The sequence below is a fragment of the Fluviispira vulneris genome, assembly GCF_014281055.1.
Lineage (GTDB): Bacteria > Bdellovibrionota_B > Oligoflexia > Silvanigrellales > Silvanigrellaceae > Silvanigrella > Silvanigrella vulneris.
This window is the reverse complement of record NZ_JACRSE010000007.1, coordinates 34779-58826: the sequence shown is the minus strand read 5'-3', so window position 1 is coordinate 58826 and position 24048 is coordinate 34779. Positions and strand designations below refer to the sequence as shown.

General features: G+C 33.5%; 22 protein-coding genes and 2 tRNA genes. 14 read left to right on the top strand and 10 right to left on the bottom strand.

Annotated features, from left to right (window positions below; all coding sequences use genetic code 11):
- From H7355_RS15055 to H7355_RS15045, 3 genes are all read right to left on the bottom strand, one after another.
- Complete coding sequence (locus tag H7355_RS15055) at window positions 1-2898, bottom strand: TIM-barrel domain-containing protein (protein ID WP_186649733.1); 2898 nt, start codon at window positions 2896-2898, stop codon at window positions 1-3.
- 99 nt (window positions 2899-2997) lie between these two features.
- Window positions 2998-4218, bottom strand: coding sequence for an MFS transporter (locus H7355_RS15050; protein WP_186649724.1), 1221 nt, complete (start codon window positions 4216-4218; stop codon window positions 2998-3000).
- A gap of 119 nt (window positions 4219-4337) precedes the next feature.
- Window positions 4338-4640 (bottom strand): hypothetical protein, encoded by a 303-nt coding sequence (locus tag H7355_RS15045; RefSeq protein ID WP_186649722.1) that lies wholly within the window; start codon window positions 4638-4640, stop codon window positions 4338-4340.
- A 155-nt stretch (window positions 4641-4795) separates the two neighbouring features.
- Here H7355_RS15045 and H7355_RS15040 point away from each other — a divergent pair, with 155 nt between their 5' ends.
- On the top strand, window positions 4796-5017 hold the full coding sequence (locus tag H7355_RS15040) for a hypothetical protein (RefSeq protein ID WP_186649720.1): 222 nt from the start codon (window positions 4796-4798) through the stop codon (window positions 5015-5017).
- A 48-nt stretch (window positions 5018-5065) separates the two neighbouring features.
- Here H7355_RS15040 and H7355_RS15035 read toward each other — a convergent pair whose 3' ends face one another.
- Complete coding sequence (locus H7355_RS15035; RefSeq protein WP_186649717.1) at window positions 5066-6793, bottom strand: M3 family metallopeptidase; 1728 nt, start codon at window positions 6791-6793, stop codon at window positions 5066-5068.
- A gap of 111 nt (window positions 6794-6904) precedes the next feature.
- On the opposite strand from H7355_RS15035, the gene H7355_RS15030 reads away from it, so the two are divergent.
- The 3 genes from H7355_RS15030 to H7355_RS15020 are packed head-to-tail and all read left to right on the top strand — an operon-like array spanning window position 6905 to window position 9262.
- Entirely contained in the window at window positions 6905-7282 is a 378-nt protein-coding gene (locus H7355_RS15030) for a hypothetical protein (protein WP_186649714.1), read from the top strand.
- Between the two features lie 58 nt (window positions 7283-7340).
- Window positions 7341-8276, top strand: coding sequence for a chemotaxis protein CheX (locus H7355_RS15025; RefSeq protein WP_186649710.1), 936 nt, complete (start codon window positions 7341-7343; stop codon window positions 8274-8276).
- Between the two features lie 23 nt (window positions 8277-8299).
- A complete protein-coding gene (locus tag H7355_RS15020; protein ID WP_186649706.1) occupies window positions 8300-9262 on the top strand; it encodes a class I SAM-dependent methyltransferase in 963 nt (320 codons plus the stop codon).
- 1 nt (window position 9263) lies between these two features.
- Here H7355_RS15020 and H7355_RS15015 read toward each other — a convergent pair whose 3' ends face one another.
- From H7355_RS15015 to H7355_RS15005, 3 genes are all read right to left on the bottom strand, one after another.
- Window positions 9264-10058, bottom strand: a complete 795-nt coding sequence (locus tag H7355_RS15015) for a matrixin family metalloprotease (protein WP_186649686.1) — start codon at window positions 10056-10058, stop codon at window positions 9264-9266.
- 82 nt (window positions 10059-10140) lie between these two features.
- Window positions 10141-11037 (bottom strand): hypothetical protein, encoded by an 897-nt coding sequence (locus H7355_RS15010; RefSeq protein ID WP_186649669.1) that lies wholly within the window; start codon window positions 11035-11037, stop codon window positions 10141-10143.
- Complete coding sequence (locus H7355_RS15005) at window positions 11015-12097, bottom strand: L,D-transpeptidase family protein (RefSeq protein ID WP_186649665.1); 1083 nt, start codon at window positions 12095-12097, stop codon at window positions 11015-11017. Before H7355_RS15005 ends, H7355_RS15010 begins: the two co-directional genes overlap by 23 nt.
- 172 nt (window positions 12098-12269) lie before the next feature.
- Here H7355_RS15005 and H7355_RS15000 point away from each other — a divergent pair, with 172 nt between their 5' ends.
- The 6 genes from H7355_RS15000 to murA all read left to right on the top strand — a co-directional run bounded on the left by H7355_RS15000 (window position 12270) and on the right by murA (window position 16784).
- Window positions 12270-13325, top strand: coding sequence for a hypothetical protein (locus tag H7355_RS15000; protein WP_186649647.1), 1056 nt, complete (start codon window positions 12270-12272; stop codon window positions 13323-13325).
- Window positions 13326-13741: 416 nt separating this feature from the next.
- Window positions 13742-13981 (top strand): hypothetical protein, encoded by a 240-nt coding sequence (locus H7355_RS14995; RefSeq protein WP_186649644.1) that lies wholly within the window; start codon window positions 13742-13744, stop codon window positions 13979-13981.
- Between the two features lie 12 nt (window positions 13982-13993).
- Complete coding sequence (locus H7355_RS14990; protein WP_186649640.1) at window positions 13994-14992, top strand: amidohydrolase family protein; 999 nt, start codon at window positions 13994-13996, stop codon at window positions 14990-14992.
- An 11-nt stretch (window positions 14993-15003) separates the two neighbouring features.
- Window positions 15004-15080 (top strand) — tRNA-Val (locus H7355_RS14985).
- 62 nt (window positions 15081-15142) lie between these two features.
- A tRNA-Val gene (locus tag H7355_RS14980) sits at window positions 15143-15219 on the top strand.
- Between the two features lie 164 nt (window positions 15220-15383).
- Window positions 15384-16784 (top strand): UDP-N-acetylglucosamine 1-carboxyvinyltransferase, encoded by a 1401-nt coding sequence (gene murA, locus H7355_RS14975; RefSeq protein WP_186649637.1) that lies wholly within the window; start codon window positions 15384-15386, stop codon window positions 16782-16784.
- Window positions 16785-16787: 3 nt separating this feature from the next.
- Here the strand turns inward: murA and csrA are convergent, their stop codons facing one another.
- On the bottom strand, window positions 16788-17099 hold the full coding sequence (csrA, locus tag H7355_RS16250; RefSeq protein WP_186649632.1) for a carbon storage regulator CsrA: 312 nt from the start codon (window positions 17097-17099) through the stop codon (window positions 16788-16790).
- A gap of 273 nt (window positions 17100-17372) precedes the next feature.
- On the opposite strand from csrA, the gene H7355_RS14965 reads away from it, so the two are divergent.
- Genes H7355_RS14965 through H7355_RS14950 form a run of 4 tightly spaced genes read left to right on the top strand, consistent with a single transcriptional unit; the run spans window position 17373 to window position 21561 of the window.
- On the top strand, window positions 17373-18176 hold the full coding sequence (locus H7355_RS14965) for a tetratricopeptide repeat protein (protein ID WP_186649627.1): 804 nt from the start codon (window positions 17373-17375) through the stop codon (window positions 18174-18176).
- Between the two features lie 23 nt (window positions 18177-18199).
- Window positions 18200-19672, top strand: a complete 1473-nt coding sequence (locus H7355_RS14960; protein ID WP_186649623.1) for an outer membrane protein assembly factor BamB family protein — start codon at window positions 18200-18202, stop codon at window positions 19670-19672.
- A gap of 18 nt (window positions 19673-19690) precedes the next feature.
- A complete protein-coding gene (ybeY, locus tag H7355_RS14955) occupies window positions 19691-20251 on the top strand; it encodes an rRNA maturation RNase YbeY (protein ID WP_186649619.1) in 561 nt (186 codons plus the stop codon).
- A 14-nt stretch (window positions 20252-20265) separates the two neighbouring features.
- Window positions 20266-21561, top strand: coding sequence for a hemolysin family protein (locus H7355_RS14950; RefSeq protein ID WP_186649603.1), 1296 nt, complete (start codon window positions 20266-20268; stop codon window positions 21559-21561).
- A 27-nt stretch (window positions 21562-21588) separates the two neighbouring features.
- On the opposite strand, the gene H7355_RS14945 is transcribed toward H7355_RS14950, so the two are convergent.
- Both H7355_RS14945 and dnaX read right to left on the bottom strand, forming a co-directional pair.
- Window positions 21589-21936 (bottom strand): hypothetical protein, encoded by a 348-nt coding sequence (locus H7355_RS14945; RefSeq protein WP_186649601.1) that lies wholly within the window; start codon window positions 21934-21936, stop codon window positions 21589-21591.
- A 172-nt stretch (window positions 21937-22108) separates the two neighbouring features.
- Window positions 22109-24019, bottom strand: coding sequence for a DNA polymerase III subunit gamma/tau (dnaX, locus tag H7355_RS14940; RefSeq protein WP_186649597.1), 1911 nt, complete (start codon window positions 24017-24019; stop codon window positions 22109-22111).
- Window positions 24020-24048: the final 29 nt, after the last annotated feature.

The following is a 24048-nucleotide window of genomic DNA, read 5'->3' as shown; positions in this document are numbered from 1 at the left end:
TTAAAATTTCCCATCAACATTTCCCCCATATCCACTATTGGTGATGTTAAAAGTATTATTTTGTCCTGATTGCCATTGTAAAACTTCACCAGTGCTTTCTTTCTTCTTAATGCATTTCCACTCAATATTCTTTTGCTCTGTTGAAATTTTTGAAATATAGTTTGTCCATGTAGGATATTCCACTGGGTACAACTTAATTGCATGAGCAGGATTCCAATTGCCTAATTCAGGAATATTTCCTACAATATAAACCGATTCTCCAAAAACTGTTTTTGCATTTAAACAGGAAAAATTATATTGTGCATTTTCTGAAAAATTCTTTTGTAATGAAAATTCATAAATGTATTTTTTAGTAATATCTTTTGGACTTGTCTTAACAAGCGCTGTATTTCTATGTGTATATTCCCAGCAATTTTCTTGTAAATAGCTATTACATTTTTCAATTATAGTCCCGTTTATTTGTACTAAATCGACCCTTTCATTTGGAATTGCTATTTCAATTTGCTGCTTTCTTGTTAATGGCATTCGATTATACTTTCCTTGGGTAGGAGATATTTCTATTTTTGCAACATTTTTTGAAATAATCTGTGAAATATATGTTTGTGCAAAGTTTTTTGCAAGATATTCTCTGCTTTCCCCATCATCTTCATAAAGAACGAAACTGCTTTCTTTCTCACTCGGAACAACTTTAATAATCAGATCATTTATTTTCGTTCCATCTAAACGCAAGCCATGCATATCCATTGTTTTTTCATCGACATATGCTTGTGGAATGATAGCGCCTTCACTGACAAAAAGCGGAATTTTATATTTTCCATCTAAATAAGTTGGAAAATCGATAAATACCTTACCTGTTTTTGTTACCTCTTCAAGGGTATGAAAGTTAAGCCATCTCCCTTCTGGTAAATAAATATTTCTGCGAATGGGATCATCATATTGAAATACAGCACTTGCAAGTAAGAATTTTCCTATCATTTTCTCACTGCTTATTTTTCTCACATTCTTATCGTGTTGATAAAAAGTTATAAGTGGAGGTGTAACTGCTTCAGCAAATAAATGCGCGCGATAAAATAGAGAATAGTAATAAGGGGCTAGAGCATAACGTTGCAAAAGATTTTCTTTATTCGAAATTATATCGCCGATATTTGAGGGCGATGTTTCTGAATTATTTGTTTCACCAACAACTGTGTGGGGGCGGACAGGAAAGTCGAAGGCTGTGGCATTGGCAAACCACATGGTGTAGAGTCGATTTATATCTTTTCCATCAAATACGTTACGGTGAAATCCACCCGTATCAGCTGAATAAAAATCAATTCCACTTAGCGAAACATTCATTTGATTATTAATATGTGCTCTGAGTCCACCTAAATTCGAGCCAATATCGCCCGACCACATGCCTGCACCATAGCGTTGCATACCTGGAGATCCTGCCCGACTCATATAAAATGGTCGATTAGAAAATTCTATTTGGTTTTTATTTTGATTATAACCTTTATCTAAACCTTCAATCCATTTAAGCGCATATATATTTGCTATATCAGCATGTCTATTTTTGAGAGCTCCATTTATTTTAATACCAGCATAATATGCATTTGGATCGTACATTTCGGGTTCATTTAAATCTAACCAAAAATTGGTTATTCCCAATTTCACGAGAGGAACCTGTTTTTTCTGAAACCAATAAGCAGATGCATCCTCATTGCTCCAGTCAAGCATTCCCCCACTCCCCCACCACATATTATTAAAATAACTAGGCGCACAACCTTGGGCATTTTTTCTCACAAGGTAACAGCGGGAAACAAGATCAGAAAAGTCATTGATATTTGAATTAGGTATTTGTGCAGATTCTGAAATATAAGGTTCTTGAATAGGAAGAAATTCAATGCCTATTTTCTTATATTTTTCAATATTTTCCTTCGGGTTTGGAAAATTACTTTCATCAAAAATTAAACTTCCCATTCCTTTTGTGCCACCAAACCAATAAAGGTCGAGGGCAAAACCATCAACAGGAAAATGATTCGTTCTTAAACTTGTTAATTTATTATCTACTTCATTCCAATTTTTGTATCCATATTCACTAACCCAAAGGCCAAGAAGTTTTTTTGGGGGGACAGTGGGGTTGCCTATGAGTGAAACGTATTTTGCTCTAAGATTTTCAATATTATCGCCTGCAATTATGAAGTAGCGGATTTGTTTTTCCCAAAGATTCACATTCCAGTAATCTGATCTAGTAAAGTCCCAAGCCATTTTATAAGTGCTGTCAATAAAAAGAGCATAGTTCTGTTTTCCATTACCGAGAGCATATAAAATTGGAAATTGTACTTTTGAATTGGCTCCTCCTGAAAATCCAACAAATGCATTGCCAAATTCCCCTGGTTCCCATTTTCGCCCGACCCAGTCCCCATCAGCTGAATTTGGGTCATAAAAATATTGACCTAAACCATAGGCATTTTTATTTTGACTGGAAATAATTTTAAGGGAATTATTTTCAGTCGAGTTAAAATTAGGACAGAGTGTAGTCAAATCATATCCTAATTTCTTATTATAAAATGAGATGCAAAATGTTTCTTTGTTAACATTAATCGATAGATTTTTTGTTTCAATTTTATTATCAGATTTTTGGAACTCCGTTGCTCCAAAATAGGGAAGATTTTTAGAAATCATAGGTGATCTATATATTGGAAGTGGGGTATTTGGGAGCGTACCTTGGGCAGTTTCAATATGAATGATATCATCAGATAATGCTTCTAATAATATATATTTATCATTAGCTGAAATTTGAGTATTTGGAATTATGTAATTGTGATTTTGTTTTGCATAAATTCCAATATTTCCCAAAAAAGTGAATGAAGAAATGAAACAGACTTTAATTATAAATAAATTATTTACTCTTATCATTTTTACCTTTCTATCATAATAAAATTACTTCGAAAAACATCCTTTATTAATAGCGCATAAATGCAAATATGTAAATTTTAAAATTTAAAAATTGTGAGATTATTCAAATGCTTTTGGATAAAATTTTGCGTAAATTCCTTCTAAGTCTTTTTCATTTAATTTACAAATTTTAGAAAAATATGGAACAAAAAATATTATAATAGAGGATATTAAAATTATAAATCCAGAAAAAATAATTGTTATTTTTATATCATATATAGTATTGAGCTTACCAAATATAAAATGCCCAAATGGAATTCCAGCTGTACAAACTGTCATAATTGCGGATTCAATATCGCCTCTGTATTGGCTTGGGGTGGCAGCAATACGCAATTGAGTCGTATTAATATTAAATAATGCAATTCCCACTCCAAATAAAAATAAAGCACTACAAATAATAAATATTTGCTGATTTAAACTCAGAATAAATATTGAAATTATTAATAAAAATATACCTAAAAGAATAGAGTTGTGTGCGCCAATTGATTTTTTTAATTTCTTTAATATCACAAAACTAGTTAGGAGTATCCCTGCACCAATCGAAGCTTCTAGTAAACCAACGTAAAATGTAGAAAGCTTTAATGATGTGAGGACAAAAATGGGAAGCATTAAAGTAATCATAGGTTGAAGAACCAGATTAAATATAATAGCAAGGAATCCGAGATAGAATTCAGTTTTAATTTGAAATAAACGTTTGAGAGGTGCTTTTTTTGATTCGCTTTTCTCCATATTAATGTGATTTGGCAAGAAAAAAACATAAAATAAGGTAAGTGCTGAAAGTAAAATCATACTGCAGAGTGCAGCTCCTCCACCCCATCTATCAATTAATATACCTGAAAGAACCGGCCCCAGGATAATATTAATTGAACTCAAAGCGCTTTTGAGTTCAAGCATTGGATTTAAATTATCTTTGTGTATTAGCGCAACAAGCATATTGCTTTTTGCGGCGAACAAAGCATAAATAAAATTTATCACGCAGAATGAAATAATATTTAATAAAAGAAAATTTTTTAGAAATGCTGTGAGTATGATAAGAGTTAAAACGACCGTAATCACAAATTTTAAGAAGAATTTTATATTCATTTTAATATATGGGGTTATAGAATATCCAATGATTTGTAGGGAAAATGCTATTCCTAAACTTGTCGCAAGATGTGCTTTATTGTTTGTATAAGCAATTAAATACCAAGAAAAATAAAGAATATAAATTCGTAAAAAGAGTGTGAAAAAAAAATCTATACCCAATATTGGAGTGTTTTTGAACAAAATATTTTTTAGCATAATACATCCTTAAATTTTTTTACATTTATGTAGATTATATCCAAAATTATGTTAAATCAAGAAAAATATGATATATAATTTAATATTTTATTTAAAATTAAAAAGCGAATTTGACCTCCCTATTTTAAAATGGAGTTAAAAAAGGCAAAAATATTTTGAATGATTTGGATTTGCCGTGGAAATGTTACGATAAGAGCCGTGATGGCAGAAATATTTGTATTATTTTCGATAAAAAATATTCCATTGCCTGAAGATATAATGAAAAGGGCAACAGTCACTGTTACACCACTCACTGTCATGCGGGTTAGGTCATACGAAACAGCAGTACGAGTTGTCTTGCTGATATTGTCTCTAAATTTTCGTTCCCAGAAATCGATATTATAACGATTGTCGATAAAGATTTTTTCCCATACAGTGAGCAAGACTTGGGAGAGATTTTTTTTAGAATGCTTAAAGAAATTTATTTGGTAGATTTTTATGCAAATTTTCGAAATAAATTTCTTTATTCGAAAATTTTTCAGAATATTTTTAAAACTAGTTATATAATATCCATCGCTTCAATTAAAAGGAAAAAGTGATGATGAAAACAATATTATCTATTTTAAAATCACTCTTAATAGCTATCGATAATTTGGTAGAGTTTTTTTCTCTATCCTTAGTTATTTCTGGATACAGTTCATTCGGAGCAGATGAGATTGAAAAAAATAAAGACATTGATAGAGACTGCGGTGAGAGTGACATTGGAAGCGATAACTTAGACTGCGACGGTGGTGGAGATTGTGGAGGAGGCGACAGTTGAGTCGATAGAGCTGGGCGCTTCATAAAAAATTACTAAACTCCCTAAAATTCAACTCACATCCTCAATAACTTTTTCAATTTCACTGCATAAATCTTTTATCATTTTTTCACTGAAATCAAAACTCAGGCCCGTAGCAGTGAATAAATCTTGCAATGAGCATTGAGCCCCTAAGCTGAGGCCTGAAATATAATTATGCACTGCCTGTTGATAATTTTCTCGACTTTGTTTCCACAACTGGAGTGCACCAACTTGCGCAATTCCATAGTCTATATAATAAAAAGGTGATGTAAAAATATGTGGTCGACTCATCCAGCCCAACTCTTCAAATTCTTCACAACCACTCCAATCCACTTGGGGGCGATATTTTTTTGAGATATTCTGCCAAGCTTTGTTACGTTGTTTTGCATCTCCTGTTTCTTTGCCAGAATAAATAACATGCTGCCATTCATCCATCATAGCCATAAAAGGCCAGAAATGCAGCATATGAAATAACTGAAAAGCGAGAGCTTTCTTTGCGTCACTTTTATTGTTCCACCAAGCAGTAAAAAATGGGCTGGCTAATAGTTCTAGGCCAATACTGGCAACTTCACAGAACTCAAAACCTGGGTGACGCAAAAGAATATTATTTATATTTGAAACAGCATAACCATGTAAGGCATGACCAAATTCATGCACAAAAGTAATTGCATCTCGAAAGTGACCGCTAAAATTTGCAAATATAAATGGAACTTTGCTCTCTTGAAAGGTAACACAAAAGGCGCCTGCTGCTTTGTTTGCTCTTGGCGAGATATCTATTAAATTATTAGCTTTCATTTCATGAAAGAGTTTGCCAAAGCTTGGATGAATTTTGGATGTAATATTTTGCATACTCAAAACAAGTTTTTCTAAGTCACCATTGACTGGTTTTTTTTCGGGCATTAGTTTTGGATAAATAGAGATATCCCAAGGTTTTATTGAGTTTGTTTGTAATGATTCTTTTTGTCCAAAAGCTAATTTTTCAATGAGCGGTAAAGATGCTCTGTGAATAGAATCTCTCAATTCTTTACATTCTTTTTCACCATAATCAATTCGACCTAACTCAGAAAATGCAACTTCAATATAATTTTTTGCCTGTACGGATTGAGCTTGCTTGGTTCTATTTTCTAAAAGTGCAGAGAAATTATCTTGATAAAAATTTTCATTGTCTTTTACAAAATTCCAATAAGAAAAAAATGCAGATTTTCGAATTTTGGGATCATTGTCATTGAGTTTTCCAACAACAACAGAAATAGGAAGAATTCTATCATCAAATTTTGTTTTGGCGGCGTTTACAAATTTTTTATATTCACGAATATGCTGATTTTCTTCGATTTGTAACAAAGATATTTTTTGATTTGTAAATTTTCTACGAATTTTAAAATCGGTAAAAATTCTTCCATTGTCATATGTGTGCATTGCATTTCGCCATGGAGATGACATATAAATATCCATTAAATCACTACGCGCAATCAAGAGCGGTGAAAGAATATTTTCTTCAAAATCATTTAACTTTGCTTCTGCTTCTGTATTTTTAGTATCAAAATAGAGATCAAGTTCTAAAATCGTTTGAGCTTCGGAAATTGCACAAGAAGCTTCATGAAAAAGCCCATACCAGTCACCTGCACTTTTAAAACTATTTGGAATATCTGCATTCAGTTTAGCAATAACTTCTTTTACATCATTTTTATTGAGTGGATCAAAATTTTCACTTAAATAGACGCGTTTTGTTTTGTTTGGCAAAATATAAAATTGAGACATTTTTACCTTTCTTCAGGAAGACTCGTCAGAGAATTGGCATGCAGTATCTCTCACAAAATTAAGCGCTTATTAATCCTTTCCGATATTTGACAGAGATAGAGAGGGTTATAAATGCCAATTTGGAATCGGAAAATCAAAATTAATTTTAACTTAAATACGTTGATAATAAATATCATCGTACTTTTACTCTTAAATGCTTGTAATACCGCTCCTGTTGTTGTCAGAGGTCCTCCTCCCCAACCGGTTACTTTACCCTTTTTGAGATTGGAACAAGCTGGAGAATGCTACTATATTGATGATTTTCTGCCAACACCAGATTCCTTGGTTAATGGAAAAACCTCAAATTTATATTTAAGATATTACACTTATTGGAATGCTCGCTATAAATATTGGTCCGAAGTTGGAATTATGTTGGCATTTTATAGCAAAGATTTAAGATGTTGGGCTCTTTTTGAAGAATATGCTCTGCCGAAAATAGATGAAAAGTAAGTTTAATTTTATGGAGGCAACCCATTTTTGTCTGTATATATACTTTCTGGAAAAAGATATGGCTAAATTATTTATTGCAGAATCATCAAAAAAGTCAATAGAGAATTTAGAACACTTTTTGCGTGCGGACGGGCATGATCCTTTTTTTTGGGATCATGCTGAGCCATTAGAGAAAATAATGACTGAAAATAAATTTGATTTATCCATTATTGATCTTAATTATAAGGAAATGCCAAGTTCAGAAATAATTAATTTAATCCTTAAAAACCCTGATTTTTCAAATTCACAAATCATCGTGACTACATCTTCTCCCAATAAAGATGCTTTAACAAAATACAGTTCTCTTGGTGTTAATTTTATCTTTGTTAAACCTTACAGATATAAACTATTATCAGATAAAATAAAATACATAATGAATCCAATTAGAGGAGATCATGGTGCTTTTGAACCTGATATTTTGAAAATATTTTTGGAGTCAACGATTCATATTTTTGAATCCGTCTCTGGAATTTCCGTTGAAGCATCTAAGCCATTTTTGAAGTCGGGAAACAAAAGTTTAAGTGAAGTCAGCGCTGTTATTGGCCTTTCTAGTCCACAGGTCAAGGGATCGCTTTCGATCAATGTGACAAGAGATATTTTAACTCGCTGTCTTTTAAAGATTCTGGGTGCAGATATGGATGCAAGCCATGTTGATGATGCGGCATTAAGTGATATGTGTGGAGAGCTCTGTAACCAAGTCATGGGAAGAGCAAAGCAGCAGTTTTTAAAGAAGAAAAGTATGAGTTTTGAAATCAGTGTGCCAACTGTTTTATCTGATGCGAATCATATTTTAGATTATAAAAGCTCGTCTCCAGTTCTTGTGATTCCTTTTAAGATTGAAAAAATTGAAGCGATATTTGTTGAATTTTGCCTTGAACTCAATGATACTTACGAACCCGTTGCTCCTGATAAACTTCAAGTTGTTGTTGAAGAAGGTGAGCTTGTTCTTTTTTAGTTTGCTTCCCGTAGGAAAAATAAATGGATTCAATGTTTAAAAATCGTCTCGAAAAAAATTTTAATTTTCATAAAAAATGGGCAAAACGTGAAAATGTAACAGCATTTCGTATTTATGATAGAGATATTCCTGAATATTCATATTCAATCGATTATTATGATGGTTCTATTATTGTGTATGAATATGAAAGAGGAAAAGCCTCTTTGCGTTATACTGAAGAGTATATGCAAGCAGATAAAGAACAACTTGAAGAAGTTATTTTATCGATTAAAAATTTATTTGCAATTGATGACAGTAAACTCTTTTTAAAGCTTAGAAAAAGACAAAAGGGATTATTTCAGTATGAGAGACAGGATGAAAAGGATGTAACAAAAATTGTTTCTGAAGGTGATATGAAGTTCAAAGTCAATCTGTCTGATTATTTAGACAGTGGACTTTTTTTAGATCATAGAAAAACAAGACAAATTATTAAAAAAAGTGTTGAAGGAAAAAATATTTTAAATTTATTTGCTTATACAGGTTCTGTAAGCGTTGCAGCCGCTTATGGAAGAGCAGAGAGAATTACAACTGTAGATATGAGTAATACTTATTTAAAATGGGCAGAAGAAAATTTTAAAATTAATAAAATTCCTCTTGAAAAGCATGAATTTATTCGCGCAGATATTATGACTTGGCTTCCCACTGTTTCTTATCGGGCAAAAAAGTATGATTTCATTTTTTTAGATCCCCCCTCTTTTTCGAATTCTAAGAAAATGCATGAAAGTTTTGATGTGCAAAAAGACTATATTTTCTTATTAAATCAATGTGAAAAATTATTAACATCATGTGGAAGTATTTTATTTTCTTGTAATTTGCGTTCATTTAAATTTGCAAAAGATTTATTTGAAGATCGCTTTATAATTGAAGATTTAACTAAAAAAACTATCCCAAAAGATTTTCGCAACGAGAGAATCCATCATGCTTGGCTTCTTACTAAAAAAGTTTAATTTATTTCTGGAGGCAAGAAAATCTTGCTTCTTTTCCTCCTTTATAAATTTTGCGGATTCTGTTTATATCATTTTTAGATAGGCAACGCACCGTACTGGGACTATCGATAGAGTCACGGCCTGTGTTTATAAATGGGTACATTACACTGCTGCTTTCACTTAACATATGACCTAATCCCAATACATGTCCAAATTCATGTAAAGCTATGCTTTCCATATCTACCAATATCTGTTTTCCATTACCATGATCTGTTTTTGTGTTACCGAATAGATAGTTATCGTGATTAAAACGAATTGCAGCATTTATAATAATATTTCTTTCTGATCTAAAAATTGTACTAGCTAGAATATTTCGATCCTTTCCCGTTCTCTCATGCCATCCATCGTTTTTCTCATTTTTTTTATCAAAATAGATAATGCTATTTTTATAATTCAAAGGTGAATATAAACTTATAAAATTATTTTCTGATGGTATTTTATTAACCAATTTAAGAGTTAATATTTTCTTGCCAATTGCGTTGTTCCATGTGTCCATTGCATTTTGAATTTGTTTACTAATATTAACATTTTCTTTCTCTATTTCATTGTTTAAAAGAATGACTAATGGATATTTATACTGATTTCCCCAACCTTCTGCATAAACAATTGCTTGATTCTCTTTTTCATCTTCATTAAGAAAAAAGGAATTTACTTGCGAACCACAACTCACTAGAATATTAAAAGTGCATATGATAATTGTAATTTTGTTAAAGCAATTAATATATTTATTTTGATGCAATAAATAAAGGATGAACATTTTAGCCTCAATGCCGAGATGAGCATTTATCGGCTTTAAGGCTGCAAAAATAACATTGTGTCAAAATTTTGTAAGATTAGCTTTAAAAGCTATTCAAAACGACACCTGCTTTATTCCTATTTGAAAAATAAACGTTTATTTTTTTAATGATAAAATCATTTTTGTCAATATTAATATTGAATTCAGATGGCCTTAGACGACTAAATTTGACTAAATTTCCTGGGCCACAGGTAAAAGGTACTTGTTCTGTACTGAGTTCGAGATGATTTGGAATTTTGTATATTTTATTTTCTCCTTTGGGGGATGTTCCCATTATAACTAAACATATATTCCCAGAAATTGTTTTCACAGTTCCCGTATTTAATAGTGAAAAAGTTATTTTAGCAGAGTTGTCTGTTTGGATGAATTTGGGATTTTCAATTTTAATTCCGCTATCTTCAATTATAATTGCTTTTTTTTCATTTAAAGGTGCAGGGGGTGGAATAGCCTCACTTGGATTTTGGGGTTTAGCATTTCCTTGAGCAATATTACTTAATGGAGGAGTTGTTGGAACATTTGGATTGGTGCTTTCTACAGTCTGATTCGTTTTTAAATTTGTGTCTTCTATTTTAACTTCATTCTTTACTATGGGAGGGCTGGTCGTTATATCTTCTTTTTTTATTTCATTTTCGACCATGGCAGCAATATTTTCGTGTTCTTTTTTTCTCTCGTCTTTTAGATAAGTTTTTTCAAAATAATAATTCAAAATATCTTTTTTAAAATTTACAATGTATTTCTCTTGGTTGGTGCTATTTTTTATCATGGAATAGCTAATATAAATTAGGACAAAAGATGTGATATTTAATAATATAAAAAAAGTAATAATAATTTTTATAAATGTTAAATTAAATTTAAGATGATGTGTTTTGTTTGAGTCAGTAAAATAAATAATGTTAAATTTTCTGGATTGCTTTTTACTATTGTTTTGTATTGAATTCATTTTTTTGCCTAACTAAAGCATTTATATGTTCATTTTTTGCTGGTTCATTGAACCATTTTTCTGAAACGATTTTATAATTTGAATTCTCGAGCTGTAAATATAAAAATTTTCTACCATAATCTTCTTTACCTTGCGCTTGATATTTTTGATAAAAAGATACTAAAACTTGATTTTCAAATGCAAGAATTTTAGGTTCGCTAATTTCAATATTAATATTGCCATTACGAATAGAACTCAAATTCTTTTTCATATCGAGCCATTTCTTTTTATTCTTACCTTGTGAGCTAAAAGAGTCAGAATAGAATTGATCATATTTATTAATATCTGAATTTTTCCAAGATGATTTCCAACTTTCAACAAATTTCATGATCTTTTCTTTTTCTTCATCTAGATCTTGCTTAGAAATTGCTAAACTCATTTCTTTAGTGATTATGACTGGAGTTTCAAGAGGAAAAATATATTTTTCCAGCTCGAGCCAGTCTTGATTTTTCAGAGCTATGCACCCATCCGTATCGAAAGGATTGTCAGTTCTTGCGTCGTTTTCGACGCCATGGATCCAAATGCCGTAGCCTGTTTTGCTTAATCTTTGGTCAAAAATGTTGGGATAGTCTAAAACAAATGCACCAGGTCCGTATTTGGGTGGGAGTTTGTTTCCATCTATTCTCCCTGTGATAAAGTAAATTCCTTCAGGTGTGCGTTTATCACCCGTGTATTTTTTATCTCCTTGCTTTTTGCCTGTAATAGCTCGATATGTCTTAATCAGTTCATAATCACCGCTTGAATTGGATTTGTAAACTGTAAGTCTGTGTTGAAGTTTTTCCACAATAAGGGCATAGGCAGAAGGTTCATTGCCTAAGCTTATCAATGCTTTTGGAATTTGAATGGTATGGGAGCTTAAAGTTTCCTCGTTTAAAAGAATATTTGAACTTGGAACTTCTATCGATTGAACGTCTTGTTCAAAGCCTTCAAGAGAGAAAATAGGGCCGGAATAGGATAAACTCATGACTTGAATAGTGAGAAGTGCAATTGATTTGAAAAGAGGATGATAGCGCTCTGGCATGTTCTGCACTCCATATAAATGCTTAATTGATTATATAGTTTAAGAGTTATTTAGCTTTATTTCTAGATCGTCAAACTCTCGTCAGTTTAAGTTGTTTTTGTGTAATGAGAAGTTTAGTTGCAAATGCTTCAATTTTAGTGGTTTGAAAATTTTTGAGTGAAAGAGTTGTTAAATGATAAATACAAGTTCGAGAGAGCAAATATTAAAAGGACTTGTTTATAACATTAATGAATTGATAAAAAAAGTCAAAAAAGCTGGAACTTCAATTAATGATAATTTTATCGAAGATCTCATTTCACAGGCTCCTTGTCAGAATGAGGGGGCTCTGCAAAATAAATGTGAAGGCTTTCAGCTTCAGTTTAATTTGCAAAAAAAAGAGTCACCTTATCAATATGATTGCCTTTGCACTCGCTTAAATAAGAAGTATAGAGCAAATATTTCAATAAATTACTTGAAGAAGATCGAATCACATTGGCCCTTAAAAAAAGGGATGGTAGATACAAAATCTTTAGCATGGCAAAAAGTAAATAGCGCGTATGAAACAGTGCAAGTTGCGATCGCTTTTATGCTTAAGTGTACTTCAGTTGAAAGTTATAGAGAAAATTATGAAGAAAATAAAAAAAATTTGACACATAAAAGAACCTTTAGAAGCAATGAATACTTAAATAGTTACTTTAGTTTTTTAATTGCTTATGAAATGGTTTTTTTAAATTCTTCTATAAAGCTTTTTTTCTGGAGTGATATTAAATTAATGTATCATTCCTATTTTATAAAAGAAGATTTAAAAAAAGCTGATAGAGTTCAATTTGTAAATAATATTTTACCGAAAAAAAGCGTGATTGTTTTATGCTTAGAAGATACCTTGTTTCGCTTACGATCGGGAATAAATTTTGAATTACATGCATTTGAATTATTTATCAATGATATGGTTCATGCAGATAATTCTTTAATTGTTTTTTCTACACAAAATTTCTTGCAAGAAAACAATAAAATCAAAAGTTACTTTCAAGATTATTCTGTGAGTTTTAAAAAGAATCTCGATGAAACGAAAATCTCATTGCAGGAGGCAATGGAGCCTGACTATAAAATCGCTCAAGATGATAGATTTAATGAACCCAATAAAACCGGATCTTTTGATAAAATAGTTGAGATTCTTGCTAAAGGCCAGAAATATATCGAAGCCATTGAGAAGGACTTTGCGCAATGGAAAACAGAATTCGAGAATTGAGTAAGGACTATTATAAGAGAAAACATCATCTTTTGAAAAAAAGAATCATCTTTATATTTATTCTCACTTTTTCATTGTCGTTTCTTTTGCTTTTAAGTATATCAGAGAGCTGGGCTTTGAAAATTTTTATTTCTAAAAGTTTTTCAAGTGCTGATATGTTTATTGTTTTATTTTTTACCTCTCTTTATCTTTTTATTTATAATATTTTATTATCAAGAATAACTTTGCATATATGTTATCATTTCGAGAGTAAAAAAATTCCATCATTTATTATTCTATTTCTTTTTATAATTGTTTATACTATTATCTCATATAATGCACCTGAATTTAAAAAAATTCTTTCTTTGGGTCTAAGTAAAATCTGTATAATTTCTCTTTATTTTCGTTTTTGGGGTTCCCGACTTTCAGAGATTCGTTTGAAATTAAGAATCACAAAAGCACCCTCCATCTATCTTGTCTCTTGGCGTGCTTTTTTTGTTTGTAGATGGGTATTAGTTGCTTGTTGGTTGTTGAGTAGCTTGGGTTTTGCTCTCGCTCTTGTTGTATCTCATCCCATTATTAATTTTGAAGGATGGGAAGGTGTTCTTTTAATGTTAACTTATTATTTTTTATTCAGCTTTTTTGTGCGCAATCCTAATGCGCACACTCATTCATAAATAGGAACTTTTATGTTGATAGATTTTCACGTTCATTTAGCTGGGTCTGGATGTGCTCAATCAGGAATTATTCTAGGGAAATCTTTTGAAAAAAGGCCTACATTTCGTTATTTAAAATATGCGCAAAAAATATCTAATGAACAAATGCTAACGGATATTGATTTAATATGGATTAAGAGAATTTCGGATCTTATCAAAAATTCAGACTGTATTAGCAAAGCTGTGGTACTTTGCTTTGATTCTGTTTATTTGGAAAATGGTGAACAAAACCTTGAATTAAGTCAGCTTTATGTACCAAATAGCTGGGGTTTTTTTGCCGCACAAAAATTCAAAGAATCTTTTCTATTGGGCGCATCTATTCATCCTTATCGAAAGGATTTCTTCAATGAATTGGAAAAATGTATCGAAAATAATGTGTTTTTGCTAAAGTGGCTTCCCTCTGCCATGGGTATCGATCCCGAAAATAAAAAATGTCTAGCCTTTTACGATGCCTTACGTGAAGCAAAAATTCCCTTGCTTTCACATGTTGATCGGGAATTTACTTTTGCCGAACCTGTATCGGGTTGGTTAAAATTCAATCATCTCAAAAAATTGAAAACAGCACTTGATATGGGTGTGACCGTGATAGCAGCACATGCTGGAACGCCTTCGCAAATTGAACTCGCTGAGGAATTCGCAAGAAAATATGAAAACTTCTATTTAGACACATCTGGGCTTTTTAACCCATCGCGGGTGCGCTCAGCCATCCGCTTGTTTCGTTTGGCACAAAAAAGTGTGCTGAAAGAACGTCTTTTGTTTGGTACGGATTGGCCTGTGCCTGCTTTTCCTCTCCTGCTGATCGATAAAACGGGGATTGCTCTTTATAAAGAGATCTCTAAAATAGCCAATCCATTTCTACGAGATCTGCGCTTGAAAGAATTTTTTGGCTTTAATATTGATGGGTTCAAAAAAAATCAAGAAAGGCTGTTGACATTGCTTGATAGGTCGCATACTGAAGAAGTCCTAACTTGAATGTTCTGCACGGGTGCTTAGCTCAGTTGGTTAGAGCGTCGCCCTTACAAGGCGAGGGTCTGGGGTTCGAGTCCCTAAGCACCCACCATTTTCAAATGGTTTCCGTGTCAGTGAGTCTTAGTTCTTAGAGCTAAGTGGTTTATCAAGTTCGGGTGCTTAGCTCAGTTGGTTAGAGCGTCGCCCTTACAAGGCGAGGGTCTGGGGTTCGAGTCCCTAAGCACCCACCATTTTTATCTTCCGATTCTATCTGCAAATAATTCCATATTTTTAAATAAAAAATTCAACATATATATCAACCTAAAATATAATGTTTTTCTCAGAGCTGGCGATAGTAATTTTTAGACTGCTGCATTATGAAGAAACGGTCCCAGTCATGCGGGGAAATTTAAATTTGCAAAAAAATCAAAAAAATTTGCAAAACGGAAAAGGTGAAGGAAGCGGTATGTCTGTTGAACAGCTTATTAGAATTAATGGCGGAAGAAAACTTTCTGGTGGAAAGGTTTCTATCGCAGGAAGTAGCAATCAAGTCACTAAATGTATTATCGCTGCTCTTCTAACGAATGAACATATTCTTATTAAAAATGCACCAGCAGTGAACGAACGTAAAATTGCAGAAGAATTATTCGCATATTTAGGTGGGAGAGTTGAATATCTCGATGAACACACCATCCGACTATGTGCAAATGAAGTCATGAAAAATAAAATATCTAGGGAAATATGCCAAAAAAATCGAATTTCTATTTTAGCTGTTGGACCACTTCTTCATCGCTTTGGTAAAGCTTATATTTATGCTGCGTTAGGTGGAGATAAAATCGGCAAAAGACCTGTTGATTTTCACATCAATGGACTGATTGAAATGGGTGCTCAAGTTGAGTTAGACGACAATCTTTATCATATCTCTGTGGATGAAAAAGGTTTGCGCGGCGCTCACATCGTCTTGCCTTTTCCGAGTGTAATGACAACTGAAAATTTAATTATTGCTGCGACTCTCGCAAAAGGTAGAACAGTCATAGAGAATGCGGCCATTGAGCCTGAGGTAATCGAACTCGTAAAAATGCTGCAAAAGATGGGTGCAGACATTACGATGAATGCAAATAGAACTTATATTATTCAAGGGGTCGATAAACTAAAAGGCTGTGAATTGCGTATTATGCCAGATCGCAATCAAGCAGTGAGTTTTGCCTGTGCCGCTTTGGCTACGGGCGGAAACGTTTTATTGGAAAAAATTCCCCACGATCCGCTCTACAGTTTTTTAAACTATATTCAACGGATGGGTGCAGAATTTAGAGTGAATTCGGAAGGGATTTTTGTTTCCAGTCCGAAAGGCAGAAGGCTTAAACAGAGCCATATAGAAGTTGAAGTGCATCCTGGGTTTATGACGGATTGGCAACAACCATTTATGGTTTTATTTACGCAAGCAGATGGCATAAGTATTTTACACGAAACAATCTTTGAAGATCGCTTAGGGTACAGTCATTTTCTAAATAGTATGGGCGCAAATATCAATCTTTTTTCGACTTGTTTAGGAGAAGCTCCTTGTCGATTTAAACATAAAAATCACACGCATTCTGCTATTATTCATGGCCCGACTCCATTAAAAGGAGGCAATTTTAGAATGCCGACAGACATACGTGCTGGAATGTGTCTCGTCATTGCTGGACTTGTGGGAAGTGGAACGACTTTATTGTCAAATATCCAAGAGATACAAAGAAAATACGATAATATCGTTGAAAAACTAAATCAAATGGGAGCTGATGTCTCAATTATTCAAGGCTCTCTCACATCTGTTTAATTCCTATTTATTCTTATCTTTATCTGCAGCCCTCTTGATGATTCTGACGCCTTTTTTTTCAGGTTTTGACTTTAATTCATTTTCAGGAGAGCTTTTTAGCAACTCTTTTGCAACACTTGTCGAATTGACAGTGTTTTGCGCAGCAGCATTGGTCTCTTGCTTGATTTTTTGATAAACCTCTTCTCTATGTACAACAGTCGATCTGTCCGCTTCAATACCCAAGCGAACTTGTTTTCCTTTAATGGCCATAACGATAATTTTTATATTATCTCCTATGGCTATGACGTCTCCAACCTTCCGAGTCAATACCAGCACGATGCAGACCCTCCATGGCCAGCCAAGCTCTCTTATTGCGAGTCTTGTATGTTTTATTAAAGCTATTATAACGTATCCGATCTTTCACGGGATGTCGAAATGTGAGGTATGTGCTATTCTTTTGTCGCCAGCGCGGCAAAAAAGGGAGAAAGCATTGCTTTAAGCTGATGCTTACAATTTCTTTTATCTGTGTTAGTGATTTGAGATAAGATAATGTTTGTGAGGGATCTCTCCAAACTGATTTCTAATTTTGTCTGATTTAGGGAGCCGAACGTGATTCGTCTATTACGCAATACATTTCAGAATAATGAACCTTCTAAAACAGAAATAATCAATCCTAAAAGAAGTTCAGCAAATAGTCTTTTTGAAGAGACTTCTTATCGTGCCATTCGAGTTGCGCAAAGAAGAAAATGGACTTTAATAGGTTCTATTTTATTAGTATTTATAGTTGGTATTACTTTTTTAGTTTATAATAATATAGTAAAAAATAGAGAAAGTAAGCTCGCTGCAGAATTCGCCTCAATTGATTCTATTTATAATCAAGAAAATATGGCTTTTCAGAAACTTGCTAATGCTGCAAAGGAAAATTTACCAAAAGATCAAATGCCAGATAACACAAATAGTATGAATTTATTTGCACAGTTTGCAAAAGATCATCCAACCGAACCCAGTGGATGGCAAGCTGCTGTGCGCGCTGCTAGTTATTTTATTGCTAAAGGACAAAATAATAAAGCAAAAGAAGTGCTTGAACCAATTGAAAATAATTTAAATAAATACCCTTTAGTTGAAATACGAGTGCGCACTGCCTTGGCGACTATTTATGCAGCTGAACAGAATAATACAAAAGCGCTCGAAGAATTAAAATTAGTTGAAGACATTCCTGCAAACCCTATGCCCAATCAGGCACGTTTTTTACAAGGACAAATCTTATTTTTATCTGGAAATAAGCAAGAAGCTCAAAAAGTATTTAGTCAAATTATATCAACTAGCAGTGAAAAAACTCCTCCAGAAATGTCTACTCAAGCATCTCAGATACAACAGCAAGCAAGAATTTGGTTGAATTATTTAGATATTTAACCAAATTGTAGTAGGATATTTTAATGAAATTTTTTAATATTTGTTACCTAGGTGTATTTTGGGGCGTGAATGCAAATGCAATTCAACTTCCTGAAGTCAAGATTGTAAAATCTCGTCCAGAAATTTTCGAAGTGATCGGAGCTTATCCACCAGGACAATGGAACTCTCAATCGGTTTTACCAACAGTTGTTATGCCAAATAAAAGAACTTTTTCTCAATTTGGTGGGTTAACACCTAGTAATTCTTTTTCGTTAGAGAACCAATTGGAATTAAGAAAAAAAACAAATCAATCTTTTTCAGGAATTGTAAATAAAACTGTTCCACTTATTCCACGTCCAGTATGTGGTGCTTCACCAGAAACTAATACCTTAAATTGTTTTGATTTAAATAAAAATGGACATTATTTAGCAAGTTTTCCCATTCCTGGTTCGCTTTCAACGACCCCTGTTTTTTATGACAATGCCTGGCTATTTGGCACTGCTAAGGGTTTTCTTATTAAAGTCGAAGCAGATCCTAACAATGCATATTTACCAAAACTTGGTAAAGACAATATTTATTTTTGGGGAACTTATGCGAGAAAAATAATGTCCGAGTTTAGACCCAAGCCTGTTTATACAGAAGATGGGAAGGTAACGAGTGCTCGACTTAATAATACACTTTCTTTACCTCAAGGTATGAAATGGGTTTTCCCTTATTCCTCAGAATCGGTGGGAACACCTGTTGTAAAAAATGGTTTTGTTTATTCATTTTCCGCTTCAGAATATTTACAAGCGATTGATTGGCAAACTGGAAAGTTAGCATGGGCGACTCGTCTCGCTCCAGACTCAACTTTACGTATGAGCAGCAATTCTCTATTAGTCACATCTTCTGAAGTGATCGTAGGAACTGAACTTGGAACGGTTTTATTTTTAAATCCGAAATCAGGTTCTATCTATTGGTCATGGAGAATTCCTGCGGCAAATGATGAGCAAAGAGCTGTGACTCAGTTGCCTGCTGGCCCAGATCGCTTTTCTGCTGTCGTTGCTTTACCGCTCCTTTATAAAAGAAATGTCATTGTTTCGAATGCAGAGAGTATGACTCAAAATCTCTCTCTTGATTCTCGGGCTGCTATTTGGAGTTATCCTGTAGGATCTGTCGCGCAACCTAAACTTTATGCTGATAATGTCATAATTGGTTCGTCTTCAGGCAAGGTAATCAGCTTGGATGCATCTTCTGGCAAGGAAAAATGGACAACTCAACTTTTAAAAGATGCATCACCCATTGCAAGCCTTTTTTTGAGCCGTTCAGGAGCACTTTTAGCAGCTTCTTATAAAGGGCAAGTCTTTATGCTTGACCCTAAAACAGGAAAAATACTTGCTGAAAAATTACCGATTGGAGATGTAAATGGAGAGTTTTTTGCAGGATATGACGATGCCGAAGCCTGTTTGAGTTTTGCTCATGAAGGTTTTCGATGCTTTTATGCTAAGATATCCAAGGATCAACTTTCTGGTTCATAATTTTAGATAGTGAAAAAAATGCATAAATTAAAAAAGCCCAAATTTTCTACAAATATTATTTTTTCTACAAAAAAATTTAAGAAAATATTAAAATCACGTGATGGTAAGTATATTGAGCAAAAAGATCTTGTTAAAATATCTGTGGAAATGAATGAAATCAAACATAGAATAAAATTTATTCTTGCTCTTCTCAATGATTTTTCCACAGAAGTGTCAATTCGTTTTTGTGATAGTGAAGAAATGTTATCGATAAACTCACAATTTAGGGGAAAGCTTTACCCTACAGATGTCTTAAGCTTTCCAGCTTTAGACTCTGATCCTGTTTCAGGCTTTGTCTATTTAGGCGATATTCTTATTTGTCTGCCTGTTTGCTTTAATCAGGCAAAACGTGCACGTATGACTCTTTCTGAAGAGTTAGAAAGAATGATAATTCATGGTATTATTCATTTAAAGGGATTTGATCATGAAAGGAATGAACATGCTTGGAATGTCATGTCACATTTGGAAAAAATTATAAAAAAGGAAGTTATTTTAGCAATGGGAAAAGCAAATTGGTGTCATACTGATCTTATAAAATAAAAGGAGACCCCGAATTGGAATCATTGTTGATTGGTCTCTTGATTGTATTTATCAGTTTAAGTCTTTCTGCATTTTTTTCTATGACAGAAACAGCTGCGACAAGTATTTCTAACTTAAAAGCAAAGCACATGTATGAATCTGGGCAGAAATCATCCCAGATTTTAAAGCTGTGGTTAAACACTCCAAATCGAGTTTTAGCTGCCCTTTTAATTGGTAACAATCTAGCAAATATTTTTGCTTCCGTCTTTGTCGATGATATTATCCGTGAACATTTTGGCTCATCGTCTATTTTTGTAGTCACTGCAGTCATGACAATAATTATTGTTTTATTTGCAGAAATTATTCCAAAAACTTTTGCTAAAGCCAATGCAGTAAAGATAGTCGTTCCAGCTTTGAAAGTTTTTAAAATATTTTATCTTTTGTTACTTCCTGTTACTTTACTGATGACTTTTGTGAGCAATTATATCGGGTCATTATTTTCACGTAAAAATAAATTATCAAATGATCCACAAATTACAGAAGAAGAACTCGAATTTTTAATAAATGTTGGTGAAAAAGAAGGTGTCATAGCTGAACAGAAGCATGATATGTTATCTGGTATTTTTGAGCTAGGTGACACTGTGGTGCGTGAGATTATGGTTCATCGAATAGATTTAACAGCAGTTTCCCAATCTATGAAAATTGTCGATGTGATCGATAAATTTAAAGAAACGGGGCTTTCTCGTATTCCAGTGTATGAAGACAAAATTGACAATATTATTGGAACAATTCATGCTAAAGATGCGCTTTTTTTCTTAAAAAAGCATCAGCATGAAGCATCGCGACTCGATGCAAATGTATCCGAAATTCGCCGTGAAGTGATGTTTATACCTGAAACAAAAGCAGTCGATCATCTTTTTCAAGAAATGAAAAGACATAAACAACATATGGCTATTGTGCTAGATGAATATGGTGGCACGAGCGGCATTGTAACAATGGAAGATATTTTTGAAGAAATATTTGGAGAAGTAAGAGATGAATTTGACAATGAAGAAGATGCAATTAGGCCCACACAAGTAGCCAATCAATTTCTAGTAGAATGTAAAATTCATATCGATGACTTCTGTGATTTTTTTGATATAAAAGTTGCAGACCTAATTAAGGGTAACGATAACCAAGAATTTGATACTTTAGCTGGGCTTATTTTACATCATTTTGGACAAATTCCAAAATCTGGTGATAAATTAACAATTAATAATGTGATAATGGAAGTTGTTGAGGTCAGCAAAAGAAGAGTACGCCGAGTCGTTGTGCGAATGAGCAATGCTTAAAAAATTCTTTGCTAAAGAATTTAAGAATCACTCATCCTCATCTTCATCTAAATCATCGTCGTCTTCGTCATCGAGATCATCGTCATCGTAATAGTCGTCATCTTCATCATCTAAATCATCATCATCTTCGTCTTCATCATCATAATAATCATCATCTTCGTCTTCATCATCATCATCGTCATAATAATCATCATCATCGCCGTAGTCATCATCATCATCGTCGTCGTAGTCATCTTCATCATCTTCGTCTTCATCGTCTTCGTCATAGAAATCGTCATCATCATCTTCGTCTTCGTCGTCAGATTTTGCCATTTCGATTGATTGATTTACTTGATGAAGTAATTTTTCATCAATAGTGTCAGCATTTAGAACCATCAGAACCTCCAGAAATAAACCTTAATTTAGCGGAACTTATATATACTTCTTTTTAAAAATCGGTAATGAGATTGTCTCTGTCATATACCAGTAAAAAATGTAACCAAATCTTTTTTCTGAGTGCAAGAACAGAATTGACTTTTGTGCTCTTTTTTTAAAAAATTGCACAGATTTATTCGAGTGAAGTGATTTGAATCTCCGTCGCAAGTTTTTTAAGTTGTTGAATATGTTCTTTTTCAAGAATAGCTCTCTCTCTTTGTAGAAAATCTTGGCTTTTTTCATGGGTTTTAATTTCTGAGAGAGATATAGCCTTTTTTGTTAGCTGTTTGCTTTCTGTTTTTGTATTTATACTTATATTTTCATTATATTTTTGAAAATGTAGTGCTACGTTTTGTTGATTTTTGGGTGCCTTGAGTGAATGGGTTTGTCTTTCGGATGGACTTTTTAAATTGTTTTGCAGGGATTGTTGGTCTTTCAGTGGAATTTTTCTTATTTGAGGTGCCTTAGGCGTAAATGTTCCTTTAAATTCAGCATCTTGGAAACCAATTTCTCGTATGCTTTCCCAAAAATGAATTAAATCAGATTCATTAAAAGAAAGGTAGGTTGAGTTTTCTGGTGAATCTGAAAATTGGACTGTTTTAGCAGTAAAAATATCAATTTTTGCAAATCCCAAGCGTGTGGCTAAGGTTTTGCTTCTTTTTTCAGCGTGCATTACGAGATTTTTAAATGCTTCTAAATCAATAGAATTTGCTTTTACATTGCTAGGGTTTTGGTTTTGTAGAGAAGGACCTGTTACTTTCATTTCTTCTTTAGGTACCGGCTTTTCGGGACTCATTATAATTGGTTTTTGTGCAGCACTGTGTAATGGGAGAGGAACGTTCTGTCCTCCTCCATTGCGTATGAGTGACATGATTTCTGCTGCTGAAAGCCATTCTGCGCGGGCAATACAATCTGTGACTATAATTTCTGCCCACGCAAGTCCTGCATTGCTGCGAGCAATTTCTTTTACAGAGCTTGAAAGCAGTCTGAATATTTCACTTAAGCTTGCTATGGACAGCTTATCTGCTGTCATTTTTAATGTATCATATTCTTTAGGTAAGAGCTGTGTGAGACGAATGGTTCTTTCTTTATCATTTAGGCTCTTTATTAGCATGCTATTGCGGAAGAGCTGGGCTGTATTTTCTATAAGCGTTGCGATATCTAGGCTTGCGGTATCTGCTTGCTGCAAGAGCTCAATTGCTTGGCCCGTTTCTTGAGCACAAATAGCTGTGAATATTCTTTCAGCAATTTCTTCTCCCTGTAAGCAAAGTCCTTTTTTGGTTTGTTCAGTTGAAATAAATGTATGGTCGCAAATTGCAATGATCTGTTCGAGAAGACTGAGAGAATCTCGCAGAGAACCTTTTGCTTCGCGTGCAATCATTTTCAGGGCATCATCTTCAAATTGAATATTTTCTTTATGCAAAATGCCTTTTAAATGCTCGGCGATCACTTCTGGATCAATTTTTTTAAAGGAAAAAATCATGCAGCGAGAGCGCACTGTGATTGGAACTTTGTGTAGTTCTGTTGTGGCTAAAATAAATACAACTTGGGGGGGGGGCTCTTCAAGAGTTTTCAGTAAGGCATTGAATGCCCCTGTGCTAAGCATATGAACTTCATCAATTATAAAAACTTTATAACGTGCTGAATTTGGATAAAAACGGGTTGCTTCACGTAATTCTCGGATATTGTCAATGCCCGTGTTCGAGGCTCCATCAATTTCCAGTACGTCATCGTGGGCGCAAGCTGTGATTTGTGTGCAATGGATACAAGTTTGGCAAGGAGAATGTGTTGGACCTTTTTCGCAGCAGAGTGATTTTGCCAAGATACGTGCACTTGAGGTTTTTCCTGTTCCTCTTGTGCCTGTAAAAAGAAAAGCGTGGGGAACTTTTTTATTGGAAAGCATTCCTTCGATGGCTTTGGAGACATCTTCTTGGCCCACGAGTTCTGAAAAACTTTGGGGGCGTGTGCGTCGTGCCAAAACAATATAATTTTTTTCCTCATGCTGAGGGGTAATATGGTTTTGGGAGTTGTTGTCTAAGCGCATAGTTGGGTTACCGAATAAAAATTTAAAAA

Excerpts from the sequence above, each read along its gene's own strand:
- dnaX (WP_186649597.1), bottom strand. The coding sequence starts at position 24,019 with ATGCGCTTAGACAACAACTCCCAAAACCATATTACCCCTCAGCATGAG.
- H7355_RS15015 (WP_186649686.1), bottom strand. The coding sequence starts at position 10,058 with ATGTTCATCCTTTATTTATTGCATCAAAATAAATATATTAATTGCTTT.
- H7355_RS15055 (WP_186649733.1), bottom strand. The coding sequence starts at position 2,898 with ATGATAAGAGTAAATAATTTATTTATAATTAAAGTCTGTTTCATTTCT.
- H7355_RS15010 (WP_186649669.1), bottom strand. The coding sequence starts at position 11,037 with ATGAATTCAATACAAAACAATAGTAAAAAGCAATCCAGAAAATTTAAC.
- H7355_RS15025 (WP_186649710.1), top strand. The coding sequence starts at position 7,341 with ATGGCTAAATTATTTATTGCAGAATCATCAAAAAAGTCAATAGAGAAT.
- H7355_RS15035 (WP_186649717.1), bottom strand. The coding sequence starts at position 6,793 with ATGTCTCAATTTTATATTTTGCCAAACAAAACAAAACGCGTCTATTTA.
- H7355_RS15005 (WP_186649665.1), bottom strand. The coding sequence starts at position 12,097 with ATGCCAGAGCGCTATCATCCTCTTTTCAAATCAATTGCACTTCTCACT.
- H7355_RS15020 (WP_186649706.1), top strand. The coding sequence starts at position 8,300 with ATGGATTCAATGTTTAAAAATCGTCTCGAAAAAAATTTTAATTTTCAT.
- H7355_RS14960 (WP_186649623.1), top strand. The coding sequence starts at position 18,200 with ATGAAATTTTTTAATATTTGTTACCTAGGTGTATTTTGGGGCGTGAAT.
- ybeY (WP_186649619.1), top strand. The coding sequence starts at position 19,691 with ATGCATAAATTAAAAAAGCCCAAATTTTCTACAAATATTATTTTTTCT.
- H7355_RS15050 (WP_186649724.1), bottom strand. The coding sequence starts at position 4,218 with ATGCTAAAAAATATTTTGTTCAAAAACACTCCAATATTGGGTATAGAT.
- H7355_RS14990 (WP_186649640.1), top strand. The coding sequence starts at position 13,994 with ATGTTGATAGATTTTCACGTTCATTTAGCTGGGTCTGGATGTGCTCAA.
- H7355_RS15030 (WP_186649714.1), top strand. The coding sequence starts at position 6,905 with ATGCCAATTTGGAATCGGAAAATCAAAATTAATTTTAACTTAAATACG.
- H7355_RS15040 (WP_186649720.1), top strand. The coding sequence starts at position 4,796 with ATGATGAAAACAATATTATCTATTTTAAAATCACTCTTAATAGCTATC.
- H7355_RS14945 (WP_186649601.1), bottom strand. The coding sequence starts at position 21,936 with ATGGTTCTAAATGCTGACACTATTGATGAAAAATTACTTCATCAAGTA.
- H7355_RS15000 (WP_186649647.1), top strand. The coding sequence starts at position 12,270 with ATGATAAATACAAGTTCGAGAGAGCAAATATTAAAAGGACTTGTTTAT.